Source organism: Streptomyces sp. NPDC085866 (genome assembly GCF_044541035.1).
GTDB lineage: Bacteria > Actinomycetota > Actinomycetes > Streptomycetales > Streptomycetaceae > Streptomyces.
The window spans coordinates 24,304-45,218 of record NZ_JBITSQ010000019.1; the positions used below are offsets into that span (position 1 = coordinate 24,304).

General features: G+C 71.7%; 18 protein-coding genes. 9 read left to right on the forward strand and 9 right to left on the reverse strand.

Annotated elements, in window-relative coordinates:
* Positions 1 to 8 precede the first annotated feature (8 nt).
* Genes ACIF83_RS37480 through ssd form a run of 4 tightly spaced genes read right to left on the reverse strand, consistent with a single transcriptional unit; the run spans position 9 to position 3,952 of the window.
* Entirely contained in the window at positions 9 to 794 is a 786-nt protein-coding gene (locus ACIF83_RS37480) for a type II secretion system F family protein (RefSeq protein WP_393484694.1), read from the reverse strand.
* The gene (locus ACIF83_RS37485; protein ID WP_399734221.1) at positions 791 to 1,636 is read right to left on the reverse strand and encodes a type II secretion system F family protein; all 846 of its coding nucleotides are present in this window, start codon (positions 1,634 to 1,636) and stop codon (positions 791 to 793) included. The genes ACIF83_RS37480 and ACIF83_RS37485 overlap by 4 nt, the downstream gene beginning before the upstream one ends.
* 7 nt (positions 1,637 to 1,643) lie before the next feature.
* A complete protein-coding gene (locus ACIF83_RS37490; protein WP_398141515.1) occupies positions 1,644 to 2,849 on the reverse strand; it encodes a TadA family conjugal transfer-associated ATPase in 1,206 nt (401 codons plus the stop codon).
* Positions 2,846 to 3,952 carry a septum site-determining protein Ssd gene (ssd, locus tag ACIF83_RS37495; RefSeq protein WP_393484685.1) on the reverse strand — a complete coding sequence of 369 codons (1,107 nt, stop codon included), beginning with the start codon at positions 3,950 to 3,952 and terminating at the stop codon, positions 2,846 to 2,848. Before ssd ends, ACIF83_RS37490 begins: the two co-directional genes overlap by 4 nt.
* 580 nt (positions 3,953 to 4,532) lie before the next feature.
* On the opposite strand from ssd, the gene ACIF83_RS37500 reads away from it, so the two are divergent.
* Positions 4,533 to 5,366 (forward strand): HAD family hydrolase, encoded by an 834-nt coding sequence (locus ACIF83_RS37500; protein ID WP_393484684.1) that lies wholly within the window; start codon positions 4,533 to 4,535, stop codon positions 5,364 to 5,366.
* A 326-nt stretch (positions 5,367 to 5,692) separates the two neighbouring features.
* Here the strand turns inward: ACIF83_RS37500 and ACIF83_RS37505 are convergent, their stop codons facing one another.
* Entirely contained in the window at positions 5,693 to 6,556 is an 864-nt protein-coding gene (locus ACIF83_RS37505) for an oxidoreductase (RefSeq protein ID WP_399733939.1), read from the reverse strand.
* A gap of 100 nt (positions 6,557 to 6,656) precedes the next feature.
* On the opposite strand from ACIF83_RS37505, the gene ACIF83_RS37510 reads away from it, so the two are divergent.
* A complete protein-coding gene (locus ACIF83_RS37510; protein ID WP_393484682.1) occupies positions 6,657 to 7,637 on the forward strand; it encodes an ATP-binding protein in 981 nt (326 codons plus the stop codon).
* Between the two features lie 3 nt (positions 7,638 to 7,640).
* On the opposite strand, the gene ACIF83_RS37515 is transcribed toward ACIF83_RS37510, so the two are convergent.
* A complete protein-coding gene (locus ACIF83_RS37515) occupies positions 7,641 to 8,903 on the reverse strand; it encodes a hypothetical protein (RefSeq protein WP_398141518.1) in 1,263 nt (420 codons plus the stop codon).
* Positions 8,904 to 9,237: 334 nt separating this feature from the next.
* On the opposite strand from ACIF83_RS37515, the gene ACIF83_RS37520 reads away from it, so the two are divergent.
* The 6 genes from ACIF83_RS37520 to ACIF83_RS37545 all read left to right on the forward strand — a co-directional run bounded on the left by ACIF83_RS37520 (position 9,238) and on the right by ACIF83_RS37545 (position 17,057).
* Complete coding sequence (locus tag ACIF83_RS37520; RefSeq protein ID WP_399733943.1) at positions 9,238 to 11,553, forward strand: SulP family inorganic anion transporter; 2,316 nt, start codon at positions 9,238 to 9,240, stop codon at positions 11,551 to 11,553.
* Between the two features lie 74 nt (positions 11,554 to 11,627).
* The gene (gene acs, locus ACIF83_RS37525; RefSeq protein ID WP_399733946.1) at positions 11,628 to 13,625 is read left to right on the forward strand and encodes an acetate--CoA ligase; all 1,998 of its coding nucleotides are present in this window, start codon (positions 11,628 to 11,630) and stop codon (positions 13,623 to 13,625) included.
* A gap of 205 nt (positions 13,626 to 13,830) precedes the next feature.
* Positions 13,831 to 15,273 (forward strand): Na+/H+ antiporter NhaA, encoded by a 1,443-nt coding sequence (nhaA, locus tag ACIF83_RS37530; RefSeq protein ID WP_393484704.1) that lies wholly within the window; start codon positions 13,831 to 13,833, stop codon positions 15,271 to 15,273.
* A 55-nt stretch (positions 15,274 to 15,328) separates the two neighbouring features.
* The gene (locus ACIF83_RS37535) at positions 15,329 to 15,817 is read left to right on the forward strand and encodes a phage holin family protein (RefSeq protein ID WP_393484678.1); all 489 of its coding nucleotides are present in this window, start codon (positions 15,329 to 15,331) and stop codon (positions 15,815 to 15,817) included.
* Entirely contained in the window at positions 15,814 to 16,749 is a 936-nt protein-coding gene (locus tag ACIF83_RS37540; RefSeq protein WP_393484677.1) for an alpha/beta fold hydrolase, read from the forward strand. Before ACIF83_RS37535 ends, ACIF83_RS37540 begins: the two co-directional genes overlap by 4 nt.
* Positions 16,750 to 16,877: 128 nt before the next feature.
* Positions 16,878 to 17,057 carry a hypothetical protein gene (locus tag ACIF83_RS37545; protein ID WP_145887608.1) on the forward strand — a complete coding sequence of 60 codons (180 nt, stop codon included), beginning with the start codon at positions 16,878 to 16,880 and terminating at the stop codon, positions 17,055 to 17,057.
* Positions 17,058 to 17,084: 27 nt separating this feature from the next.
* On the opposite strand, the gene ACIF83_RS37550 is transcribed toward ACIF83_RS37545, so the two are convergent.
* Genes ACIF83_RS37550 through nth form a run of 3 tightly spaced genes read right to left on the reverse strand, consistent with a single transcriptional unit; the run spans position 17,085 to position 19,897 of the window.
* A complete protein-coding gene (locus ACIF83_RS37550; protein ID WP_393484676.1) occupies positions 17,085 to 18,284 on the reverse strand; it encodes a MarP family serine protease in 1,200 nt (399 codons plus the stop codon).
* 13 nt (positions 18,285 to 18,297) lie between these two features.
* Positions 18,298 to 18,993 (reverse strand): NUDIX hydrolase, encoded by a 696-nt coding sequence (locus tag ACIF83_RS37555; RefSeq protein ID WP_393484675.1) that lies wholly within the window; start codon positions 18,991 to 18,993, stop codon positions 18,298 to 18,300.
* A gap of 52 nt (positions 18,994 to 19,045) precedes the next feature.
* Positions 19,046 to 19,897: an endonuclease III gene (gene nth / locus ACIF83_RS37560; RefSeq protein ID WP_399733951.1), complete on the reverse strand. Its 852-nt coding sequence runs from the start codon at positions 19,895 to 19,897 to the stop codon at positions 19,046 to 19,048.
* A 276-nt stretch (positions 19,898 to 20,173) separates the two neighbouring features.
* On the opposite strand from nth, the gene ACIF83_RS37565 reads away from it, so the two are divergent.
* Positions 20,174 to 20,848 (forward strand): Crp/Fnr family transcriptional regulator, encoded by a 675-nt coding sequence (locus ACIF83_RS37565; protein ID WP_023547771.1) that lies wholly within the window; start codon positions 20,174 to 20,176, stop codon positions 20,846 to 20,848.
* Positions 20,849 to 20,915 lie beyond the last annotated feature (67 nt).

Here is a 20,915-nt window from a genome sequence, read left to right on the forward strand (position 1 = left end):
GCCACCCGTCAGCCCCCACCTCCTCCCACCACTCCGCCCGCCAGCCCGATCACCACGGGCAGCACACCGATCGCGACGAACGCGGGCAGGAAGCACAGCCCCACCGGCGCGGAGACCATGACGGCCGCCCGACGCGCCCGGGCCGTGGCGTCGCGAGCCCACTCCCCACGCGCGTCCGAGGCGAGGCGGGCGACGGGAGCCGCCGCGGGCAGCCCCGACTCGTCGGCCTGCTCCAGCAGCCGGGCCAGCGCGCCGGCGCCGGGCAGCGCGGCCAACCGTCGCCAGGCATCGGCCGGTTCGCCACCCAGCCGCACCTCCGCCGCACCCCGCGCCAGCGCGTCCCCGACGGGTCCGCCGAGGGCCTCCCCCACCGCCTGCGCGGCGATCACCGGACCGGCGCCGGCCCCGATGCAGGCCGCCAGCAGATCGGCGGCGAGCGGGAGTTGGCGGGCCGCCAGGCCCGTGTCGATCTCCTCCACCGGGGCCTGCTGCGGCTGCCGGCGCCGCCATCGCCACAGCCCCGCGGCGACGCCGAGCCCCACGACCGCACCGGCGACCCCGCCGACCAGCACCCATGCACCGCACACCGCTCCGGCCACGGGCAGCCACCGGCGGACCGCCGCACCGATCTCGAAGGACGGCCCGGACTCGGCCGTCTCCAGGGCCAGAAGTTCGGCCACCCGGCGCCGCGCCCGCCGCCTGCGCCGGGTCATGTCCAACCGCCGGACCGCCCAGCCGAGGGCCAGCAGGGCGGCCGTGCCCGTCCCCAGCCTGTGGACGACGTCCCCGCTCATACCGCCTCAGCTCCCCGTACGATCCGCGCCGCCCACCACATCCCGGCCCCCTCGAACACCGCCCCGGCCACCAGGCAGCCCAGCCCGGCCCCGCTGTGCAGCAGCACCCGCAGCGGGTCGGCGCCCATGGCCGAACCGAGGAGCAGCCCGAGGGCGGGCAGTGCGGCGAGCAGGAGTGCCGTCGCCCGGGCGCCCGCCAGCTGGGCTCGCAGGTCGGCCCGCTGGTCCCGTTCGGCGCGCAGGGCCGCGTCCAGCCGGTCGAGTCCGGCGGCGAGTCCGGCGCCCTGGTCCACGGCCACCCGCCAGCAGGCGGCGAGCCCCAGCAGCCCTTCGGCGCCCGGCCTGCGGGCCGCGACGGCCAGTGCGCCCGGCACGTCCCCGCCGAACCGCGCCGCCGCGACCACGGCGGCCTGCGCGTCCCCCAGCCCGCCGGAGTCCCGCGCGGCCCGCAGCAGTGCCTCAGCGGGTTGCCGTCCCGCACGCACCTCCCCGGCGAGCGCCCCGCACAGGCCGATCACCGCATCAGCGCGCCCCTCCCGGGCCCGCCCGGCCTGCCGGGCCAGCCGCATCCGGCGCAGCACCGGTACCCCGGCCGCCCCCGCGACGGCCGGAATCACCGAGGAACCCAGCACAGCGAGCAGCAGCCCGGCCGCGAGCGACCACCACTCGGCGCCCAACCTCCCGTGCAGTCGCCGCAGTTCGGCCACGGCTTGCTCCCAGGTGGGCGGCCCGGTCGCCACCACTCCGCCGCCGGCCAGCAGCAGCCGCGCCCGCCGCACCCCGTAGTGCCGCCCGCCCAGCAGCCAGGCCGCCGCCCCGACGCAGGCCGCTGCCGCACTCATGGCCATCTCAGTGCTCACTTCCGTCGCCCCTCTCACTCCCGAACTCACCGCGCAGCAGCTCCCGCAGCCGCTCCCAGCCGCGCTCCCGGTCGAAGGCCCGCGCACCCCACCGCAGTGCCGGCACCGTCCGCACCAGCCCCGAGGCATCCCGCTCCAACACGTGCACCTCGGCGATCCGGCGCCGCCCGGACCGGTCCCGTACGAGGTGGAGCACCACCGACAGCGCGGCCGCCAACTGGCTGTGCAGCGCGGCCCGGTCGAGCCCGGCCGCGGTTCCGAGCGCCTCCAGGCGGGCCGGTACGTCGGTGGCCGTGTTGGCGTGCACGGTGCCGCAGCCGCCCTCGTGGCCGGTGTTGAGCGCGGCCAGCAGGTGCACCACCTCGGGGCCGCGCACCTCGCCCACGACCAGCCGGTCGGGTCGCATCCGCAGCGCCTGACGGACGAGGTCCTCCAAAGTGACCAGGCCGGCACCCTCCTGGTTCGCCGGCCGGGTCTCCAGCCGTACGACGTGCGGGTGTTCCGGTCTCAGCTCGGCCGAGTCCTCGGCGAGCACGATCCGTTCGCCGGGCCCGACGAGGCCGAGCAGGGCGCTCAGCAGGGTCGTCTTGCCGCTGCCGGTGCCGCCGCTGACGAGGAAGGACAGCCGGGCCGCCAGCAGCGCCCGCAGGACCCGGTCCCCGCCGGGCGGCACGGTGCCCGCCCCCACCAGTTCCTCGAGGGTGAACGCCCGGGGGCGTACGACCCGCAGCGACAGGCACGTGCAGCCGACGGCCACCGGCGGCAGCACCGCGTGGAGCCGGGTTCCGTCGGGCAGCCGGGCGTCCGCCCAGGGCCGCGCGTCGTCCAGCCGGCGTCCGGCCACGGCGGCCAGCCGCTGCGCGAGGCGTCGTACGGCCGCCGCATCGGGGAAGGTCACCGGGGCCCGCTCCAGGCCGCCGCCGCGGTCCACCCACACCCGGTCCGGTGCGGACACCAGGACGTCGGTGACGTTCGGGTCGGCGAGCAGCGGCTCCAGGGGGCCGGTGCCGACGAGCTCGGACCGTAACTGCTCGGCTGCGCCGAGGACTTCGGCGTCGCCCAGCACCCGGCCCTGTTCGCGCAGTGCCTGGGCCACGCGCGCGGGGGTGGGTTCGGCGCCGCTCTCGGCCAGCCGGCGGCGGACGCCGTCGAGCAGGGCCGCGCCGTCGGCCCGGTCAAGACCGGGGAGCGTCATCGTGCGCCTCCCGCCTCGACCAGCGCCTGCTCCCAGAAGGTGGTGCAGAAGCGGGCCAGGGGGCCGCGTCCGGTCGCGCCCGGCGGTTTCGCGGCACCCCGGGGGCGCAGCAGCGCCGGTTCGACGGGCACCTCGCCGGCCAGGGGCAGCCCGAGCAGCCGGGCCACCTCGCGGTCGTCCAGGCCGGGCGCGTACGGCCCGCGGACCGCCAGGCGCAGGTCCCGGACGACCATGCCGACCGCCGAGGCCACCCGGCCCGCGGCCGCGACCGCGCGCAGTTCGGCCGGGACGACCAGGAGCGCCAGGTCGAGTTGGGCGAGGGCTTCGGCGACTCCGTCGTCCAGGCGGCGCGGTAGGTCGACCACGACCGTGCCGCCGCGCCGCCGGGCGGCGGCGAGCACCGCGCGCACGGCCTGGGGCGGGATCGCGACGCAGTCGCCGCGGTCCCAGCTGAGCACCCGCAGGGAGTGCAGTTCGGGCAGCGACTCCTCCAGGGCGCCGCCGCCGACCCGGCCGCGCGAGGCGGCGAAGGCGGGCCAGCGCAGCCCCTCGGCGCTCTCACCGCCGAGGAGTACATCGAGTCCGCCACCCAGCGGATCGGCGTCCACGAGGAGTGTGCGCAGTCCCTCGCGCGCGGAGGTGACGGCGAGCGCGCAGGCGAGCGTGGAGGCGCCGGCCCCGCCCCGGCCGCCGATGACCCCGACGGTGAGGGCCGGGCGGCCGACCCCTTCGGCGACGTCGGCGATCCGGTCGACCAGCCACTGCTCGCCGTCGGGCAGCATCAGGACGTGGTCGGCGCCGATCTGTACGGCCCTTTTCCACACTCCGGAGTCGTCCTGGTCGCGGCCGACCAGCACCACACCGCGTCGGCGCGCGGTCCCGCGCACCCGGCGGGCGGCATCGTCCCCGACCAGGACGAGCGGGGCCGCTTCCCAGCCACCGCCGTGGTCCGGCACACCGGGGTGGACCTCCGGTGTGGCGCCCGCGGCCGCGCACAGGCGCAGCAGATCGTCGAGCAGTTCGGCGTCCTCGGTGACGATGAGCGGCCGTCCCGGCCGGCCCCCGGTGGCGGGCTGCGGGTCGTGGGTGACGGTTCCGGTCACGCGTGGTCCCCCTTCGCTGTGTCTTCCGCGCAGCCTCTGCGGCCTCGCGATTCCCAAAGATGTGAAGAACCGGCAACCGGCCTCCATATGAACGGCCGATAGGAACCGGCCATACGCACCCCGGCAATCAGAACCGGCCATGAACTCGCCACGGTCGGAGCGCGCAGGAATCACGGTGCAACGAACCGGGAAATCGTGTGGATCTTGGTCAAAAACCGTGGACAACTCAGCGGTTGTGAATATCGCCGTCACCCATACCGGTGACCCCTGTACTGACCCCTGTGTAACTTCCGCAGAGCAGCGCTGTGATTACCCTGAGTAACGGAACGCGGCATGGCGAAGGGCGGCTCAGGCCGCCCGCCACCGGCCTCACGACCGTTGAAGAAGAAAGAAAACCCGCCCGGACATGCGACGACCCCCGCCGGGGGGGAGAGCGGGGGTCGTCCCCACGGCCGACTCGGGGGGGGAGGAGTCGGACCGGGTTAGCACGGTCGCGAACGATCCGTGACTTCCATGGTGTACCCGAGAGCCCTCTCAGGCAAACCCACGCGCCCCACCTTACGCCGAATGGTGGGCGCCTATGCTCAGGGTCGTGGAAAACCACTCCTTGCCCCGCGCGGCAGCCTTCTTTGACCTGGACAAGACGGTCATTGCGAAGTCGAGCACGCTCACCTTCAGCAAGTCGTTCTACCAGGGTGGTCTGATCAACCGCAGGGCCGCACTGCGTACCGCATACGCCCAGTTCCTCTTCCTGGTCGGCGGCCTCGACCACGATCAGATGGAGCGCATGCGCGAGTATCTGTCCGCACTGTGCCGCGGCTGGAACGTCCAGCAGGTGAAGGAGATCGTCGCCGAGACCCTGCACGACCTGATCGACCCGATCATCTACGACGAGGCCGCCTCCCTCATCGAGGAGCACCACACGGCCGGTCGCGACGTCGTCATCGTGTCCACCTCGGGCGCCGAGGTGGTCGAGCCGGTCGGCGAGCTGCTGGGCGCCGACCGGGTGGTGGCCACGCGCATGGTCGTCGGCGACGACGGCTGCTTCACCGGCGAGGTGGAGTACTACGCCTACGGCCCGACCAAGGCCGAGGCGATCAGGGAACTGGCCGCGTCGGAGGGGTACGACCTCGACCGCTGCTACGCCTACAGCGACTCGGTGACCGATCTGCCGATGCTCCAGGCGGTCGGGTACGCGCACGCCGTGAACCCGGACCGCGCGCTGCGCCGCGAGGCCGTCGCGCGCGGATGGCCGGTCCTGGAGTTCCGCCGTCCGGTCCGGCTCAAGCAGCGACTGCCCGCGTTCTCCGTCCCGCCCCGCCCGGCCCTGGTCGCGGCGGCGGCCATAGGAGCGGCGGCCGCCACCGCCGGCCTCGTCTGGTACGCCAGCCGACGCCGCGGCGTCGCATCCTGACCATTCGCCCTGTTTGATACCGAAAGTAAAGAAGTGCAGGCGAGGGTTCCACTTGCTCCCTGCTTGCAGTAGAAAGGATTTAGGCCCGCGAGACCAAGGCCATCCGAGAGGATTCCCTGACGCTACGCACATGGCCCCACGGACCTCTGCATGAGCACTGGGCACCCACGCGACGTCGACCCGTCGATTACGGGCCAGCCACACCAGGTGACGGGCAAAGTTCCCGACCTGATGGGCGACATATCGAGGACGCCTGGTAACCGGGTGAACATGCCAGCGGCGGTACGAGGACTCGTACCGCCGCAACCCGTGTCCGGGAGGATTTCTCAGGCCGCCCCGCGCTGCAGCGCCTCGCACACCGCGGTGGACTCACGCACACCCAGCTCGACCGCCCGGCCGCAGTGGGCGATCCAGGCCGCCATGCCCTCGGGGGTGCCGGAGACATACCCGTCCAGCGCGGCGAGGTAGGAGGCACGTCCCAGTTCGGCGTGGCCCACCTCGGCCGGGCACACCGCCTTCGGGTCGAGACCGCTGCCGATCAGGACGATCCGCTCGGCCGCGCGCGCCACCAGGCCGTTGTGCGAGGTGAAGGGCCGCAGCGCGAGCAGTTCGCCGTGCACCACGGCGGCCGTCACCAGCGCGGGCGCGGAAGTCCCCGCGATGATCAGGTCCGCCAGGCCCTCCAGGCGTCCGGACACCTCCCGGGCGTCCGGCAGCGGCAGCTCGACCAGCGGCTCGTCGACCGGCTCGCCCGCCTGGCGCGGCCGTCCGACCTCGTCACCCTTGTCCGCGGCCGCCACCAGATGCAGCCGGGCCAGCACCCTGAGGGGCGACTGCCGCCAGATGGACAGCAGCTGGCCCGCCTCGGCCGTCAGCCGCAGCGCCGCGCCCATGACGCGCGCCTCGGCGTCGGCGCTGAAGTCGGTGCGCCGCCGCACCTCCTCCAGACCCCAGTCGGCGCCGGACAGTGCGGCCGAACCGCGGGCGCCGCGCAGCGCGGCCTCGGAGGTGATCTCGTTGCTGCGGCGCCGCATGACCCGGTGCCCGTAGACCCGGTCCACGGCCTTGCGCACGGACTCCACGGACTCGGCCACACCGGGCAGCGAGCCCAGGGCCGCAAGGGGGTCCCCCCTGTCCGAGCCCATTCGAGAGCTTGGGGGAGGATCGGCGGTCGCGCCTGTCGTACTCATGAGTACGACACTACGCACCCGAGCCCCCCGCCCCACGAAGGAGTGGTCTTCTTCACTCCGCCCGACACATACAGCTATCAACTGACTACCCTTGGTGAACATGAAAATTGCTTTCGTCGGAAAGGGCGGCAGCGGCAAGACCACGCTCTCCTCCCTCTTCATCCGCCACCTCGTGGCCGCCGGCGCCCCGGTGGTCGCCATCGACGCGGACATCAACCAGCACCTCGGCCCCGCGCTCGGCCTCGAGGAGGCGGAGGCGGCCGCGCTGCCCGCCATGGGCGAACGGCTGTCGCTGATCAAGGACCACCTGCGCGGCTCCAACCCGCGCATCGCCTCGGCCGCGACGATGATCAAGACGACCCCGCCCGGCGAGGGCTCACGGCTGGTCCAGGTGCGGGAGCCCAACCCGGTGTACGACGCCTGCGCGCGCCCGGTGGAACTCGACGGCGGCGCCGCCCGTTTGATGGTCACCGGCCCCTTCACGGACGCCGACCTGGGGGTCGCCTGCTACCACTCCAAGACGGGAGCGGTGGAGCTGTTCCTGAACCACCTCGTCGACGGCCCCGACGAGTACGTCGTGGTCGACATGACCGCGGGCTCGGACTCCTTCGCCTCCGGCATGTTCACCCGCTTCGACATGACGTTCCTCGTCGCCGAGCCGACCCGGAAGGGGGTCTCGGTCTACCGCCAGTACAAGGAGTACGCCCGTGACTTCGGTGTCGCCCTGAAGGTCGTGGGCAACAAGATCCAGGCACCGGACGACGTCGACTTCCTGCGCGCCGAGGTCGGGGACGACCTGCTCGTGGCGGTCGGGCACTCCGACTGGGTGCGCTCCATGGAAAAGGGCCGTCCGCCCCGGTTCGACCTCCTGGAGGAGGCCAACTCCCGTGCCCTGCACACCCTCCGGGCCGCCGCCGACGCCACGTACGAGCTGCGCGACTGGGAGCGCTACACGCGCCAGATGGTGCACTTCCACCTGAAGAACGCCGAGGCGTGGGGCAACGAGCGCACCGGGGTCGACCTGGCCGCGCAGGTCGACCCCGGGTTCGTGCTCGGCGAGAGCGTGGCGACTCCCGTCTGACGCCTACTGCTTGACCGCGGGCGCCCCGGGGACGCCCTTCGGCGCCGGAGCCTGGCGGCCGGAGAGGAAGGACGCCCAGCCCTTCCGGGGCGCCTGGCCCACCTCCAGGGTGCGCAGCTTCGCCAGCGTCTGCGGATCCTGGGCGTCCAGCCAGTCGACGAGCTGGTGGAAGGAGACGCAGCGCACCTCGGACTTGTTGCACACCTCCTTCACCACCTCGTCGACGGCCCGCATGTAGGTGCCGCCGTTCCAGGACTCGAAGTGGTTGCCGATGATCAGGGGCGCGCGGTTGCCGTCGTAGGCCCGGTAGAAGCCCTTGAGCAGGCCGTCGCGCATCTGGTCGCCCCAGTAGTCGTACATGTCCGGGTCGCCCTGGGTCTTTGTGCCGGACTGGTTGACCATGAAGTTGTAGTCCATGGTCAGTTGCTCATAGGTGTGCCCCGGGAAGGGGACCAGCTGCATCGAGACGTCCCACAGCCCCTCCTTCTTCTTGGGCCAGACCTGGTCGTCGACTCCGCTGGAGTCGTAGCGGAAGCCCAGTTGGCGGGCCGCCTTCATGAAGTTCTTCTGCCCTTCCAGGCAGGGGGTGCGGGCGCCGATCAGCTCCTTGTCGTAGTCGAAGGGAAGCGGGGCCGCGTTCTTCATCGCGGTGTTGGTCTTCCAGGTCTTCACGAACTCCTTGGCCTGGGCGATCTCGCTCTTCCACTCCTTCACCGACCACTCGCCGACCCCGCCGTCGGGGCCGCAGAAGTGGCCGTTGAAGTGGGTGCCGATCTCGTTGCCCTCCAGCCAGGCCAGCCGCACCTGCTTGAGGGTGTCGGCGATGCCCTGCTCGTCGTTGAAGCCGATCTCCGAGCTGCCGGGCGAGTGCTGCGGGGGCCGGTAGAGGTCGCGCTTCTCCTCCGGCAGCATGTACACGCCGCTGAGGAAGTACGTCATCGTCGCGTGGTTCTCCTTGGCGACCTTGCGGAAGTGGGAGAACAGCTTCTGGCTGTCCTCCCCCGCTCCGTCCCAGGAGAACACCACGAACTGCGGGGGCTTTTGACCGGGCTTCAGTCGCTCGGGGCTGGGCAGGTGCGGTTGCGCACCGGTGAACGCGGTCGACCCGTCGCCGATCAGCCGGAGCACACTGTTGGGCGCCGGCGCTCCCTTCTGCGGGCCGGACGACCCTTCCTTCGAGCCGCTGGAACTCGCGCAACCGGCGAGCGAGGCGGCACACGCCGCGGCGACCATGGCGCCGGCGGCGATCCTCTGGTTGGCGGCCATGTTCCGCCCACCTTCTTCCTTCTCTCGGACAAACGCTGGCGAGGGCGTTCTGTGGTGATGTGCCGGGTTGTGCCGACAGCGCCGCCAAGGTCGCACGAGGCCGAGAAGGAATTAGTACGACAAGCCGATGAAATGCTCGCTTCACTCGCTGGAGTGGCCAGATGCGCCATTTGCCCCGAAAAGCTATGTAAGTCCTTTACTTCGCATTACGGTTCATTTACCAAGCGTTGATTTCATCCCGCACGCTGCACGCCTCGGCCCCATGGCCGCGAGCGAGCCCCGCCTCGTGGGGCACCCCCAGTCCGCGACCGCGCCGCCCGGAGGAGACGGGACCATGCCAGCCTGCGCACCCCTTCGCACCCACCACCCCCACCCGCCGCACAGCCCCCCACCGGCCCCGCGCCGCCGCTTCCTCGTCGAGGGCGCCGATCTGTCCGCGTCCGTCGCGGTGTTCCTGATCGCCCTTCCCCTGTCTCTCGGTATCGCCCTCGCCACCGGCGCCCCGCTCCAGGCCGGCCTGGTCGCCGCCGCCGTCGGCGGACTCGTCGCCGGCCGGCTCGGCGGGAGCCCGTTGCAGGTCAGCGGCCCCGCCGCCGGACTGACGGTGGTCACCGCGGACCTGATCCACCGCTATGGCTGGCAGGCCACCTGCGGCATCACCGTCCTCGCCGGGCTCGCCCAACTGGGCCTCGGCTGCCTGCGCGTGGCCCGCGGCGCACTCGCCGTCAGCCCCGCCGTGGTGCACGGCATGCTCGCCGGCATCGGCGTCACCATCGCCGTGGCCCAGCTGCACATCGTCCTCGGCGGCAGCCCCGACAGCTCCGTCCTCGCCAACCTGTGGGCCCTGCCCGCCCAGTTGGCCGACCTGCACCCGGCCGCCGTGTCGATGAGCGCACTGACCCTGACCCTGCTGCTGGCCTGGCCGCGCATCCCCGGCCGCGCCGGCCGTCTGCTGCGCAGGGTCCCGGCCGCCCTGGTCGCCGTCGCCGGCGCCACGGCCACCGCCGCGCTGACCGGGCTGGCCCTGCCCCGTGTCGACCTGCCGTCCTGGAGCAGCCACGCCCTGGCCGGGCTGCCCGAGGGCCCGTTGCCCGGCATCGCCGCGGCCGTGCTCACCACCACCCTGGTGTGCAGCGTGCAGTCACTGCTCGGCGCGGTCGCCGTGGACAAGCTGGTCGCCGGCCGGCCCGGGACGCAGGCCCGCGTCGGGCGCTCGGACCTCGACCGCGAGCTGCTCGGCCAGGGCGCCGCCAACATCGTCTCCGGGGCCCTCGGCGGACTGCCCGTCGCGGGGGTGGCCGTGCGGAGTTCGGCGAATGTGAGATCAGGTGCCGTGAGCCGGAACTCCACGATGCTGCACGGCGTTTTCGTAGTAGCCGCCGCGCTGCTGATGGTCCCGCTCCTGGAGCAGATCCCGCTCGCCTCACTCGCCGCCCTGGTGATGGCCGTCGGCATCCAGATGGTGTCCCTGCACCACATCCGCACGGTGACCCGCCACCGCGAAGTGCTGGTGTACGCCGCCACCACACTCGGCGTGGTCTTCCTCGGCGTCCTGGAGGGCGTGGCCCTCGGGGTCGCCGTGGCGGTCGCCCTCGCCCTGCACCGCCTCGCCCACACCCGTATCACGCACGAGGAGAAGGAAGGAGTCCATCACGTCCATGTACGAGGCCAGTTGACGTTCCTCGCGGTACCCCGGCTCAGCAGAGCCCTGCATCTCGTACCCCAAGGCGCCCACGCCGTAGTGGAGTTGGACGGGTCGTTCATGGACCACGCGGCGTACGAGTCACTGCAGGACTGGCGGAGCGCCCACACCGCGCGGGGCGGTTCCGCGGAGCTGGCGGGCCGGCGCAGCGGAGTCACGACCGCCGACCCGACCCCGTCCGCGATGTGCAGGTGCCGGCCCTGGACGCCCTGGCGCAACCACCAGGCCTGCTTCGCCGGAACCCCCTCGGCCCCCGTCGCTCCGGCGGCCCGTGAGCTGGCCCGCGGCATCAGCTCGTTCCAGCGCAACACCGCGCCGCTGGTGCGGGCGGAGCTGGCACGGCTGGCGCGGGAGGGGCAGCGGCCCGCGCAACTCTTCCTCACCTGTGCCGACTCCCGGCTCGTCACGTCGATGATCACCTCCAGTGGTCCCGGCGACCTGTTCGTCGTCCGCAACGTGGGCAACCTGGTGCCGCCGCCGGGCGAGGAGCACGGGGACGACTCGGTGGCGGCCGCGATCGAGTACGCGGTGGACGTGCTCGGGGTCCGGTCCATCACGGTGTGCGGGCACTCCGGGTGCGGGGCGATGCAGGCACTGCTGACCGCCGAGCCCGGGGAGCCGCAGACCCCGCTGAGGCGGTGGCTCAGGCACGGGCTGCCGAGCCTGGCCCTGATGGCGGGCGACCGCCGCGCCCGGCCCCGGCTGGCCGGGCGGGCGCCCGCCGACGCGGTGGAGCAGCTGTGCCTGACCAACGTGGTCCAGCAGCTGGAGCATCTACGGGCGCACGACTCGGTCGCGCGAGCCCTGGCGGCCGGTGTGCTGGAGCTGCACGGGATGTACTTCCACGTGGGCGAGGCACAGTCGTACCTGCTCGGCCGAACCGGGAAGGTGTTCGAAGACGTGAAAGACGACGGGAGCGCAGCGGAGGAGCTGCGCAGTCCGGTGTGACCGGTCACCCTCAGACAGGTCTAAACCAATTTTCCCGTCGACCCTTGTCATCGGCCCCCCGCGTCTGATGAGCTGTGGCCTGGGACACAACGGACACCCTGGGAAAGGGAGATGTCGTGAGCAACGAAAGCCTGGCCAACCTCTTGAAGGAGGAGCGACGCTTCGCGCCGCCGGCTGACCTGGCCGCGCACGCCAACGTCACGGCAGAGGCGTACGAGCAGGCCAAGGCTGACAGGCTCGGCTTCTGGGCCGAGCAGGCCCGCAGGCTGACCTGGGCCAAGGAACCGTCGGAGACGCTGGACTGGTCGAACCCGCCGTTCGCGAAGTGGTTCAAGGACGGCGAACTGAACGTCGCGTACAACTGCGTGGACCGGCACGTCGAGGCCGGGCACGGGGACCGGGTCGCCATCCACTTCGAGGGCGAGCCCGGCGACAGCCGCGCGATCACCTACGCGGAACTGAAGGACGAGGTCTCCAAGGCCGCCAACGCGCTGCTGGAACTCGGCGTCCGGAAGAGCGACCGGGTCGCGATCTACATGCCGATGATCCCCGAGACCGCGATCGCGATGCTGGCCTGCGCCCGCATCGGCGCCGCGCACTCGGTGGTCTTCGGCGGCTTCTCGGCGGACGCGCTCGCCACCCGGATCCAGGACGCGGACGCCAAGGTCGTCATCACCGCCGACGGCGGCTACCGGCGCGGCAAGCCGTCCGCGCTCAAGCCGGCCGTCGACGACGCGATCGACCGGGTGGACAACGTGGAGCACGTGCTCGTCGTCCGCCGCACCGGCCAGGACGTCGCCTGGAACGCCGAGCGGGACGTCTGGTGGCACGAGCTGGTGGAGCGGCAGTCCGTCGAGCACGCCCCGGAGGCGTTCGAGGCGGAGCACCCGCTGTTCATCCTGTACACCTCCGGCACGACGGGGAAGCCGAAGGGCATCCTGCACACCTCCGGCGGCTATCTGACGCAGGCCGCGTACACCCACCATGCGGTGTTCGACCTCAAGCCGGAGACGGACGTCTTCTGGTGCACGGCGGACGTCGGCTGGGTCACCGGGCACTCGTACATCGTGTACGGGCCGCTGGCCAACGGCGCGACGCAGGTGATGTACGAGGGCACCCCGGACACCCCGCACCAGGGCCGGTTCTGGGAGATCGTGGAGAAGTACCGGGTCACGATCCTCTACACCGCGCCGACCGCGATCCGGACGTTCATGAAGTGGGGCGACGACATCCCCGCGCAGTTCGACCTGTCGTCGCTGCGGGTCCTCGGCTCCGTGGGCGAGCCGATCAACCCCGAGGCGTGGGTCTGGTACCGCAAGCACATCGGCGCCGACAGGACGCCGGTCGTGGACACCTGGTGGCAGACCGAGACCGGCGCGATGATGATCTCACCGCTGCCCGGCGTGACCGAGACCAAGCCCGGTTCGGCGCAGCGCGCGCTGCCCGGCATCTCCGCGACCGTCGTCGACGACGAGGCGAACGAGGTGCCCAACGGCGGCGGTGGCTACCTGGTCCTCACCGAGCCGTGGCCGTCGATGCTGCGCACCATCTGGGGCGACGACCAGCGGTTCATCGACACCTACTGGTCGCGCTTCGAGGGCAAGTACTTCGCCGGTGACGGCGCGAAGAAGGACGACGACGGGGACATCTGGCTGCTGGGCCGGGTGGACGACGTCATGCTGGTGTCCGGGCACAACATCTCCACCACCGAGGTGGAGTCGGCGCTCGTCTCGCACCCGTCGGTCGCCGAGGCGGCCGTCGTCGGTGCCGCCGACGAGACCACCGGTCAGGCGATCGTCGCCTTCGTCATCCTGCGCGGTACGGCGTCCGAGGACGACAAGCTGATCAGCGAGCTGCGCGACCACGTCGGCGCCACGCTGGGCCCGATCGCCAAGCCGAAGCGGGTCCTGCCGGTGGCCGAACTGCCGAAGACCCGCTCCGGCAAGATCATGCGCCGGCTCCTGCGGGACGTGGCCGAGAACCGCCAGCTGGGTGACGTCACCACGCTGACCGACTCCACGGTCATGGACCTCATCCAGTCCAAGCTCCCGGCGGGGCCGAGCGAGGACTAGGGCCTACGACCGAAGGGGCGCCCGGCGACAACTCGCCGGGCGCCCTTTTTGCGCGTAACGCGCATATCGTACGGATCACCGGATGCATCCCACGGCAACCTTAGGTAAACTAAGCAAAACCGCAACGCGAAACGATCCTCAAGGTGTGCCGGGAAGTCTGGTCGGCAAGCGCTCCGTCCTGCCCACCGACCCGGAGGTCCCCACCGTGGCCGCGCCCCGCACCCCGAACACCGCCCGCAAGGCTCTCGGACGTCTGTCCCTGCCCGAGCGGACCTTCGTCGCGGACGCGCTGCGCACCGAGACCGTCGGCGGTGTCCTGCTTCTCGTCGCCACGGTGACGGCGCTGCTCTGGGCGAACATCCCCGCGCTGCAGCACAGCTACGAGGCGGTCAGCGACTTCCACTTCGGCCCGAGCGCCCTCGGCCTGAACCTGTCAGTGGCCCACTGGGCCGCCGACGGCCTCCTCGCCGTCTTCTTCTTCGTCGCCGGCATCGAGCTCAAGCGCGAGCTGGTCGCCGGGGACCTGCGCGACCCCAGGGCGGCGGTGCTGCCCGTGGTGGCCGCGCTGTGCGGGATGGCCGTACCGGCACTCGTCTACACCCTCACCAACCTCACCGGGCACGGCTCCACCCAGGGCTGGGCGGTGCCCACCGCCACCGACATCGCCTTCGCGCTCGCCGTCCTCGCGGTCATCGGCACCTCGCTGCCCAGCGCCCTGCGCGCCTTCCTGCTCACCCTCGCGGTGGTCGACGACCTGTTCGCGATCCTGATCATCGCGATCTTCTTCACCGAGCAGATCAACTTCGCGGCGCTCGGCGGGGCCGTCGCCGGGCTGGCGGTCTTCTGGCTGCTGCTGCGCAAGGGCGTACGCGGCTGGTACGTGTACGTGCCGCTGGCCTTCGTCGTCTGGGCGCTGATGTACAACAGCGGCGTGCACTCCACCATCGCGGGCGTGGCGATGGGCCTGATGCTGCGCTGCACCACCCGTGAGGGTGAGGAGCACTCGCCGGGCGAGCACATCGAGCACCTGGTGCGGCCGTTGTCTGCCGGGCTCGCCGTACCGCTGTTCGCGCTGTTCAGTGCCGGGGTGGCGGTCTCCGGCGGGGCGCTCGCGGATGTGTTCACCGAGCCGGAGACGCTCGGGGTGGTGCTCGGGCTGGTCGTCGGCAAGACGCTGGGCATCTTCGGCGGTACCTGGCTGACGGCCCGCTTCACCCATGCGGAGCTCAGCGAGGACCTGGAATGGGCCGACATCTTCGCGGTGGCCTCTCTCGCCGGGATCGGCTTCACCGTCTCGCTGCTCATCGGCGAGCTGGCCTTCGTGGGCGACACGCTGCTGACCGACGAGGTGAAGGCGGCCGTCCTCATCGGATCGCTGATCGCCGCCCTGTGTGCCACGGTGCTGCTGAAGATACGCAACGCCCGCTACCGCGGGCTGTGCGAGGACGAGGAGCGCGACGAGGACCGGGACGGCATCCCGGACGTCTACGAGCAGGACGACCCGGCCTACCACCTGCGGATGGCGGACATCTTCGAGCGCAAGGCCGCCGAGCACCGCCGCATCGCCGCCGAGAAGGCCGCCGCGGCGCGCCACGGGGTTGCGGAAGTGCCGGGCGGGGCAGGCGGGGAGGACGGTCGTCCGGCATGATCTGACGAGACGGTACAAATCAAGACGGCAGATACGACTTCAGAGGGAGAACGCGATGAGCGCACCCGACGGCAGCCCGGTCGGCGCCGAACGCAGCATCGGCCAGCTGGTCGCCTCGGCGACGACCGAAATGTCGGCGCTGGTGCACGACGAGATCGCGCTGGCCAAGGCCCAGCTCAGGCAGGACGTCAAGCGCGGCGCCACGAGCGGCGGCGCGTTCGGGGCGGCCGGCATGGTGCTGCTGTTCTCCCTGCCGATGCTCAACTTCGCTCTGGCGTACGGCATTCGGACCTGGAGCGGCTGGAACCTCGCAGTCTGCTTCTTGCTGTCCTTCGCGGCGAACGTGCTGGTCGCCGGCCTGCTCACGCTCATCGGCATGATGTTCGCGAAGAAGCTCAAGAAGAGCCAGGGCCCGCAGACGGTCGCCGCGTCGATGAAGGAGACGGCGGGCGTCCTGCAGAACGCCAAGCCGCACCCGCGCCCGGAGCTGCCGCAGGACCGGGCGCCCGAGGCCATCGAGGCTGTGGCACGCTCGTCGTCATGACGGAGCCCGCCGCGACATCGGCCGTAAGGATCGACCTCCCCCGCGGGGAGAAGGTGACGCACCGGGACGTCGCCGCCAACGGCGCGCGCTTCCACATCGCCGAACTCGGCGACGGACCCCTGGTGCTGCTGCTGCACGGCTTTCCGCAGTTCTGGTGGACGTGGCGGCACCAGCTGGTCGCGCTCGCCGACGCGGGGTACCGGGCGGTGGCCATGGACCTGCGCGGTGTCGGCGGCAGCGACCGCACCCCGCGCGGGTACGACCCGGCCAACCTCGCCCTGGACGTCACCGGCGTCATCCGCTCGCTCGGCGAGCCGGACGCCGCGCTGGTCGGACACGACCTGGGCGGCTATCTGGCGTGGACGGCGGCGGCGATGCGGCCCAAGCTCGTACGACGGCTCGCGGTCGTGTCGATGCCGCACCCCCGGCGCTGGCGCTCCGCGATGCTGCGGGACGCCCGGCAGACGACCGCCAGCTCCTACATCTGGGGCTTCCAGCGGCCGTGGATCCCGGAGCGTCAGCTGACCGCCGACGACGGCGCGCTGGTGGGCCGGCTGATCCGGGAGTGGTCCGGGCCGCGGCTGCCGGAGGACGCGGACGTGGAGACGTACCAGCGGGCCATGTGCATCCCGTCCACCGCGCACTGCGCGATCGAGCCGTACCGCTGGCTGGTGCGCTCACTCGCCCGCCCGGACGGCATCCAGTTCAACCGCAGGATGAAGCGGCCGGTTCGGGTGCCGACGCTCCATCTGCACGGCTCGCTGGACCCGGTGACCCGGACGCGCAGCGCGGCCGGCTCGGGCGAGTACGTCGAAGCCCCGTACCGCTGGCGCCTGTTCGACGGCCTCGGCCACTTCCCGCACGAAGAGGACCCGGCGGCTTTCTCCACGGAACTCGTCAACTGGCTGAAGGATCCCGAGCCGGACCGGTAAGCGGTTCGGTGAGCGGAGTATCCGGTTCCTGAACAGTTGTCCCTCGAACGGCCACATGCCTGCCGCATAGGCCAATTGGGGGGCGCGGAGGCGGTTATCGACCTTGGGGCAGGGGCACACGTCGGGGTATGGGCTGGACGCACGACTACAGTGACGCACCCCGCAACCGCCGCTCGGCCGCTGGGCCGAGCTCCTCACAGCGAGGCACGCCGCAGCTCGCGGAGGCGGACCTCAGGGTGGGAATTCCGCGCATCCTGCGCCGCCGGGCCCGCTGGGTCTCCGTGCGCCTGCGTCACCCGCGCGGCTGAACCGCGCGGGACGCTTCCCCAACACCCTTACAGGGCGCAGCTGTCGGTGCCCACCTGCTCGTTCGCCGCACGACCCCGGCTGATGTCCTGCCGGATCTCGTCGGCCGTGAGCGCGTAGCCCGTGTCGGCGTCGTCGAGGGACTTGGCGAACACCACGCCGTAGACCTTGCCGTCGGGCGTGAGCAGCGGGCCGCCGGAGTTGCCCTGGCGGACGGTCGCGTACAGGGAGTAGACGTCGCGGCCGACCGTGCCGCGGTGGTAGATGTCCGGGCCGTTGGCCGTGATGCGCCCGCGCACGCGCGCGGCACGGACGTCGTACGAGCCGTTCTCGGGGAAGCCCGCGACGATCGCGCCGTCGCCGCCGGCCGCGTCCTGGGTGGTGAACCGGAGGGCGTTCGCCTTCAGGTCCGGTACGTCGAGGACGGCGATGTCGCGCTTCCAGTCGTACAGGACGACCTTCGCGGCGTACTTGCGGCCCTCGCCGCCGATCTGCACGGAGGGTGCGTCGACGCCGCCGACGACATGCGCGTTGGTCATGACGCGGCGGTCGGCGAAGACGAAGCCGGTGCCCTCCAGGACCTTGCCGCAGCTCTGGGCGGTGCCGGTGACCTTGACGATGGAGCGCTGGGCCCGGGTGGCGACCGGGCTGTTCGCCAGGGCCGGGTCGGGCGGCTCCACGTCCTTGATCGGCTCGTTGGAGAAGGGGCTGAAGACCTGCGGGAAACCGTTCTGCGCGAGGACCGAGGTGAAGTCCTTGAACCAGGTGTCGGCCGCCGCGGGCAGGGCCTGCGACACGCCCAGGAGCACCTTGGAGTTGCGGACCTCCTTGCCCAGGGTCGGCAGCGTGGTCTGGGCGAGCGCGGATCCGATCAGCCAGGCGACGAGCAGCATGGCGACGACGTTGACCAGGGCGCCGCCGGTGGCGTCCAGGGCACGTGCCGGGGACCAGGTGATGTGGCGGCGCAGCTTGTTGCCGAGATGGGTGGTCAGGGCCTGGCCGATGGAGGCGCAGACGATGACGACGACCACGGCGACCACGGCCGCGGTGGTGCCGACCTCCGCGTTGTCGGTCACGGCGTCCCAGATGACGGGCAGCGTGTACACGGCGACGAGACCACCGCCGAGGAACCCGATCACCGACAGGATGCCGACGACGAAGCCCTGGCGATAGCCCACGACCGCGAACCACACGGCGGCGACCAGCAACAAGATGTCCAGCACATTCACGGACGACACCCTGTCATGACCGCCAGTCGAGCGGGACCTCGTTCTCTCTGTTCCAAGGGCGCTCCCAGCCCGCGAAGTGCAGCAGGCGGTCGATCACTCCGGCCGTGAAACCCCAGACCAGAGCCGATTCGACCAGGAATGCCGGACCCCGGTGACCGCTGGGGTGGACGGTGGTGGCGCGGTTGGCGGGGTCCGTGAGATCCGCCACGGGGACGGTGAAGACTCGGGCGGTCTCGTTCGGGTCGACGACGTCGACCGGGCTGGGCTCGCGCCACCAGCCGAGCACGGGCGTGACGACGAAGCCGCTGACCGGGATGTAGAGGGCGGGCAGGACGCCGAAGAGCTGGACGCCGGCGGGGTCGAGGCCGGTCTCCTCCTCGGCCTCGCGCAGCGCGGCCCGCAGCGGCCCGTCGCCGTGCGCGTCGCCGTCCTCCGGGTCGAGGGCGCCACCCGGGAAGGACGGCTGGCCGGCGTGGGAGCGCAGGGAGCCGGCCCGCTCCATGAGCAGCAGCTCGGGGCCGTGCTCGCCCTCGCCGAACAGGATCAGCACGGCCGACTGCCTGCCCGAGCCGTTCTCCGGCGGCAGGAAGCGGCTGAGCTGGAGCGGCTCGACCGTCTCCGCGGCCCGCACCACCGGGTCCAGCCAGCCCGGCAGACCCTCCTTGCTCAGCATGACCGGACCTCTGCGCGTGTCGTGCGTGTACGTCATCGCCACCCCCGTCCTGCCGTGTCCAACGCCCCGGAGCCCCGAGATCGTTCCGTCATGCGGCCCCCAGCGGCGGCGCCGGCTTGCCGCCCGCGTCGAGGTAGGCCTGCGGAGGGTTCAGGCGCTGGCCCGGATAGCCGCCCTTCTCGTACTTCAGGAGCTTCTTCGCCTTCTCCGGGTCCGTCTCGCCCTCGCCGTAGGCCGGGCAGAGCGGGGCGATGGGGCAGGCGCCACAGGCCGGCTTGCGGGCGTGGCAGATGCGGCGGCCGTGCCAGATCACGTGGTGGGACAGGTCGGTCCAGTCGCTCTTCGGGAACAGCGCGCCGACGGCCGCCTCGATCTTGTCGGGGTCGGTCTCGTCGGTCCACTTCCAGCGCCGCACCAGCCGCTGGAAGTGGGTGTCCACGGTGATTCCCGGGCGCCCGAAGGCGTTGCCGAGGACCACGAAGGCGGTCTTGCGGCCGACACCGGGCAGCTTGACCAGGTCCTCCAGCCTTCCGGGGACCTCGCCGCCGAAGTCCTCGGCGAGGGCCTTGGAGAGCCCTGTCACCGACCGGGTCTTGGCCCGGAAGAAGCCGCAGGGGCGCAGGATCTCCTCGACCTCCTCCGGGTTGGCGGCGGCCAGGTCCTCGGGGGTGGGGTACTTCGCGAAGAGCGCCGGGGTGGTCTGGTTGACGCGCAGATCGGTGGTCTGGGCGGACAGCACCGTGGCGACCAGCAGCTGGAAGGGGTTCTCGAAGTCCAGCTCGGGGTGGGCGTACGGGTAGACCTCGGCCAGCTCGCGGTTGATGCGGCGGGCACGGCGGACCAAGGCGGTGCGGGACTCGTTGGCAGCCGGTTTCTTACGAGGTACCTTTTTTCCTGATTTCATACTTTTGTCATTTCCGCCAGAGCCTTGTTCGCCCACAGCGGAATCCCGACGTACAACCACCCGCCCAGCCCCCTTGGCCTGTGCTCTCACCGGCGTTTTGGACACCCGGCCAGCCTAAAGCCAGGCACCGACATCCGCCCCGGACCCGGAAGATCAGCCCCCGATTGGACCCCTGCCGCTTACCTTGGGACACCTGTGCGGCATCCTTGTGACAGATCACACTGTTTGGATCGTCCGGCAAAATGGGGAGCACGGTCCCCTGGTACCAAGGGGGAGCAAGATCCCCTGAGCAGGTCGACAAGGAGAGAACTCGTGGACGACGTTCTGCGGCGCAACCCGCTCTTCGCGGCTCTCGACGACGAGCAGGCCGCGGAGCTGCGCGCCTCCATGAGTGAGGTGACCCTCGCACGCGGCGACTCGCTGTTCCACGAGGGCGACCCCGGCGACCGGCTGTACGTCGTCACCGAGGGCAAGGTCAAGCTTCACCGCACCTCCCCCGACGGCCGCGAGAACATGCTCGCCGTCGTCGGCCCCAGCGAGCTGATCGGCGAGCTGTCGCTGTTCGACCCGGGCCCGCGCACGGCGACCGCGACCGCGCTGACCGAGGTCAAGCTGCTCGGTCTCGGTCACGGCGATCTGCAGCCCTGGCTGAACGCGCGCCCCGAGGTGGCCGGCGCCCTGCTGCGCGCCGTCGCCCGCCGACTGCGCAAGACCAACGACGCCATGTCCGACCTGGTCTTCTCCGACGTGCCCGGCCGGGTGGCGCGCGCCCTGCTGGACCTCTCCCGCCGCTTCGGCGTGCAGTCCGAGGAGGGCATCCACGTCGTCCACGACCTCACGCAGGAAGAACTGGCCCAGCTGGTGGGCGCCTCGCGCGAGACCGTGAACAAGGCGCTGGCGGACTTCGCCCAGCGTGGGTGGCTCCGCCTGGAGGCGCGGGCCGTGATCCTGCTGGACGTCGAGCGGCTGGCCAAGCGGTCGCGCTGAGGTCTCTGGGGGCTGCCGCCCCCAGGCCCCCGCTTTCGGCCCGAACGGCTTCGTCCTCGAACGCCGG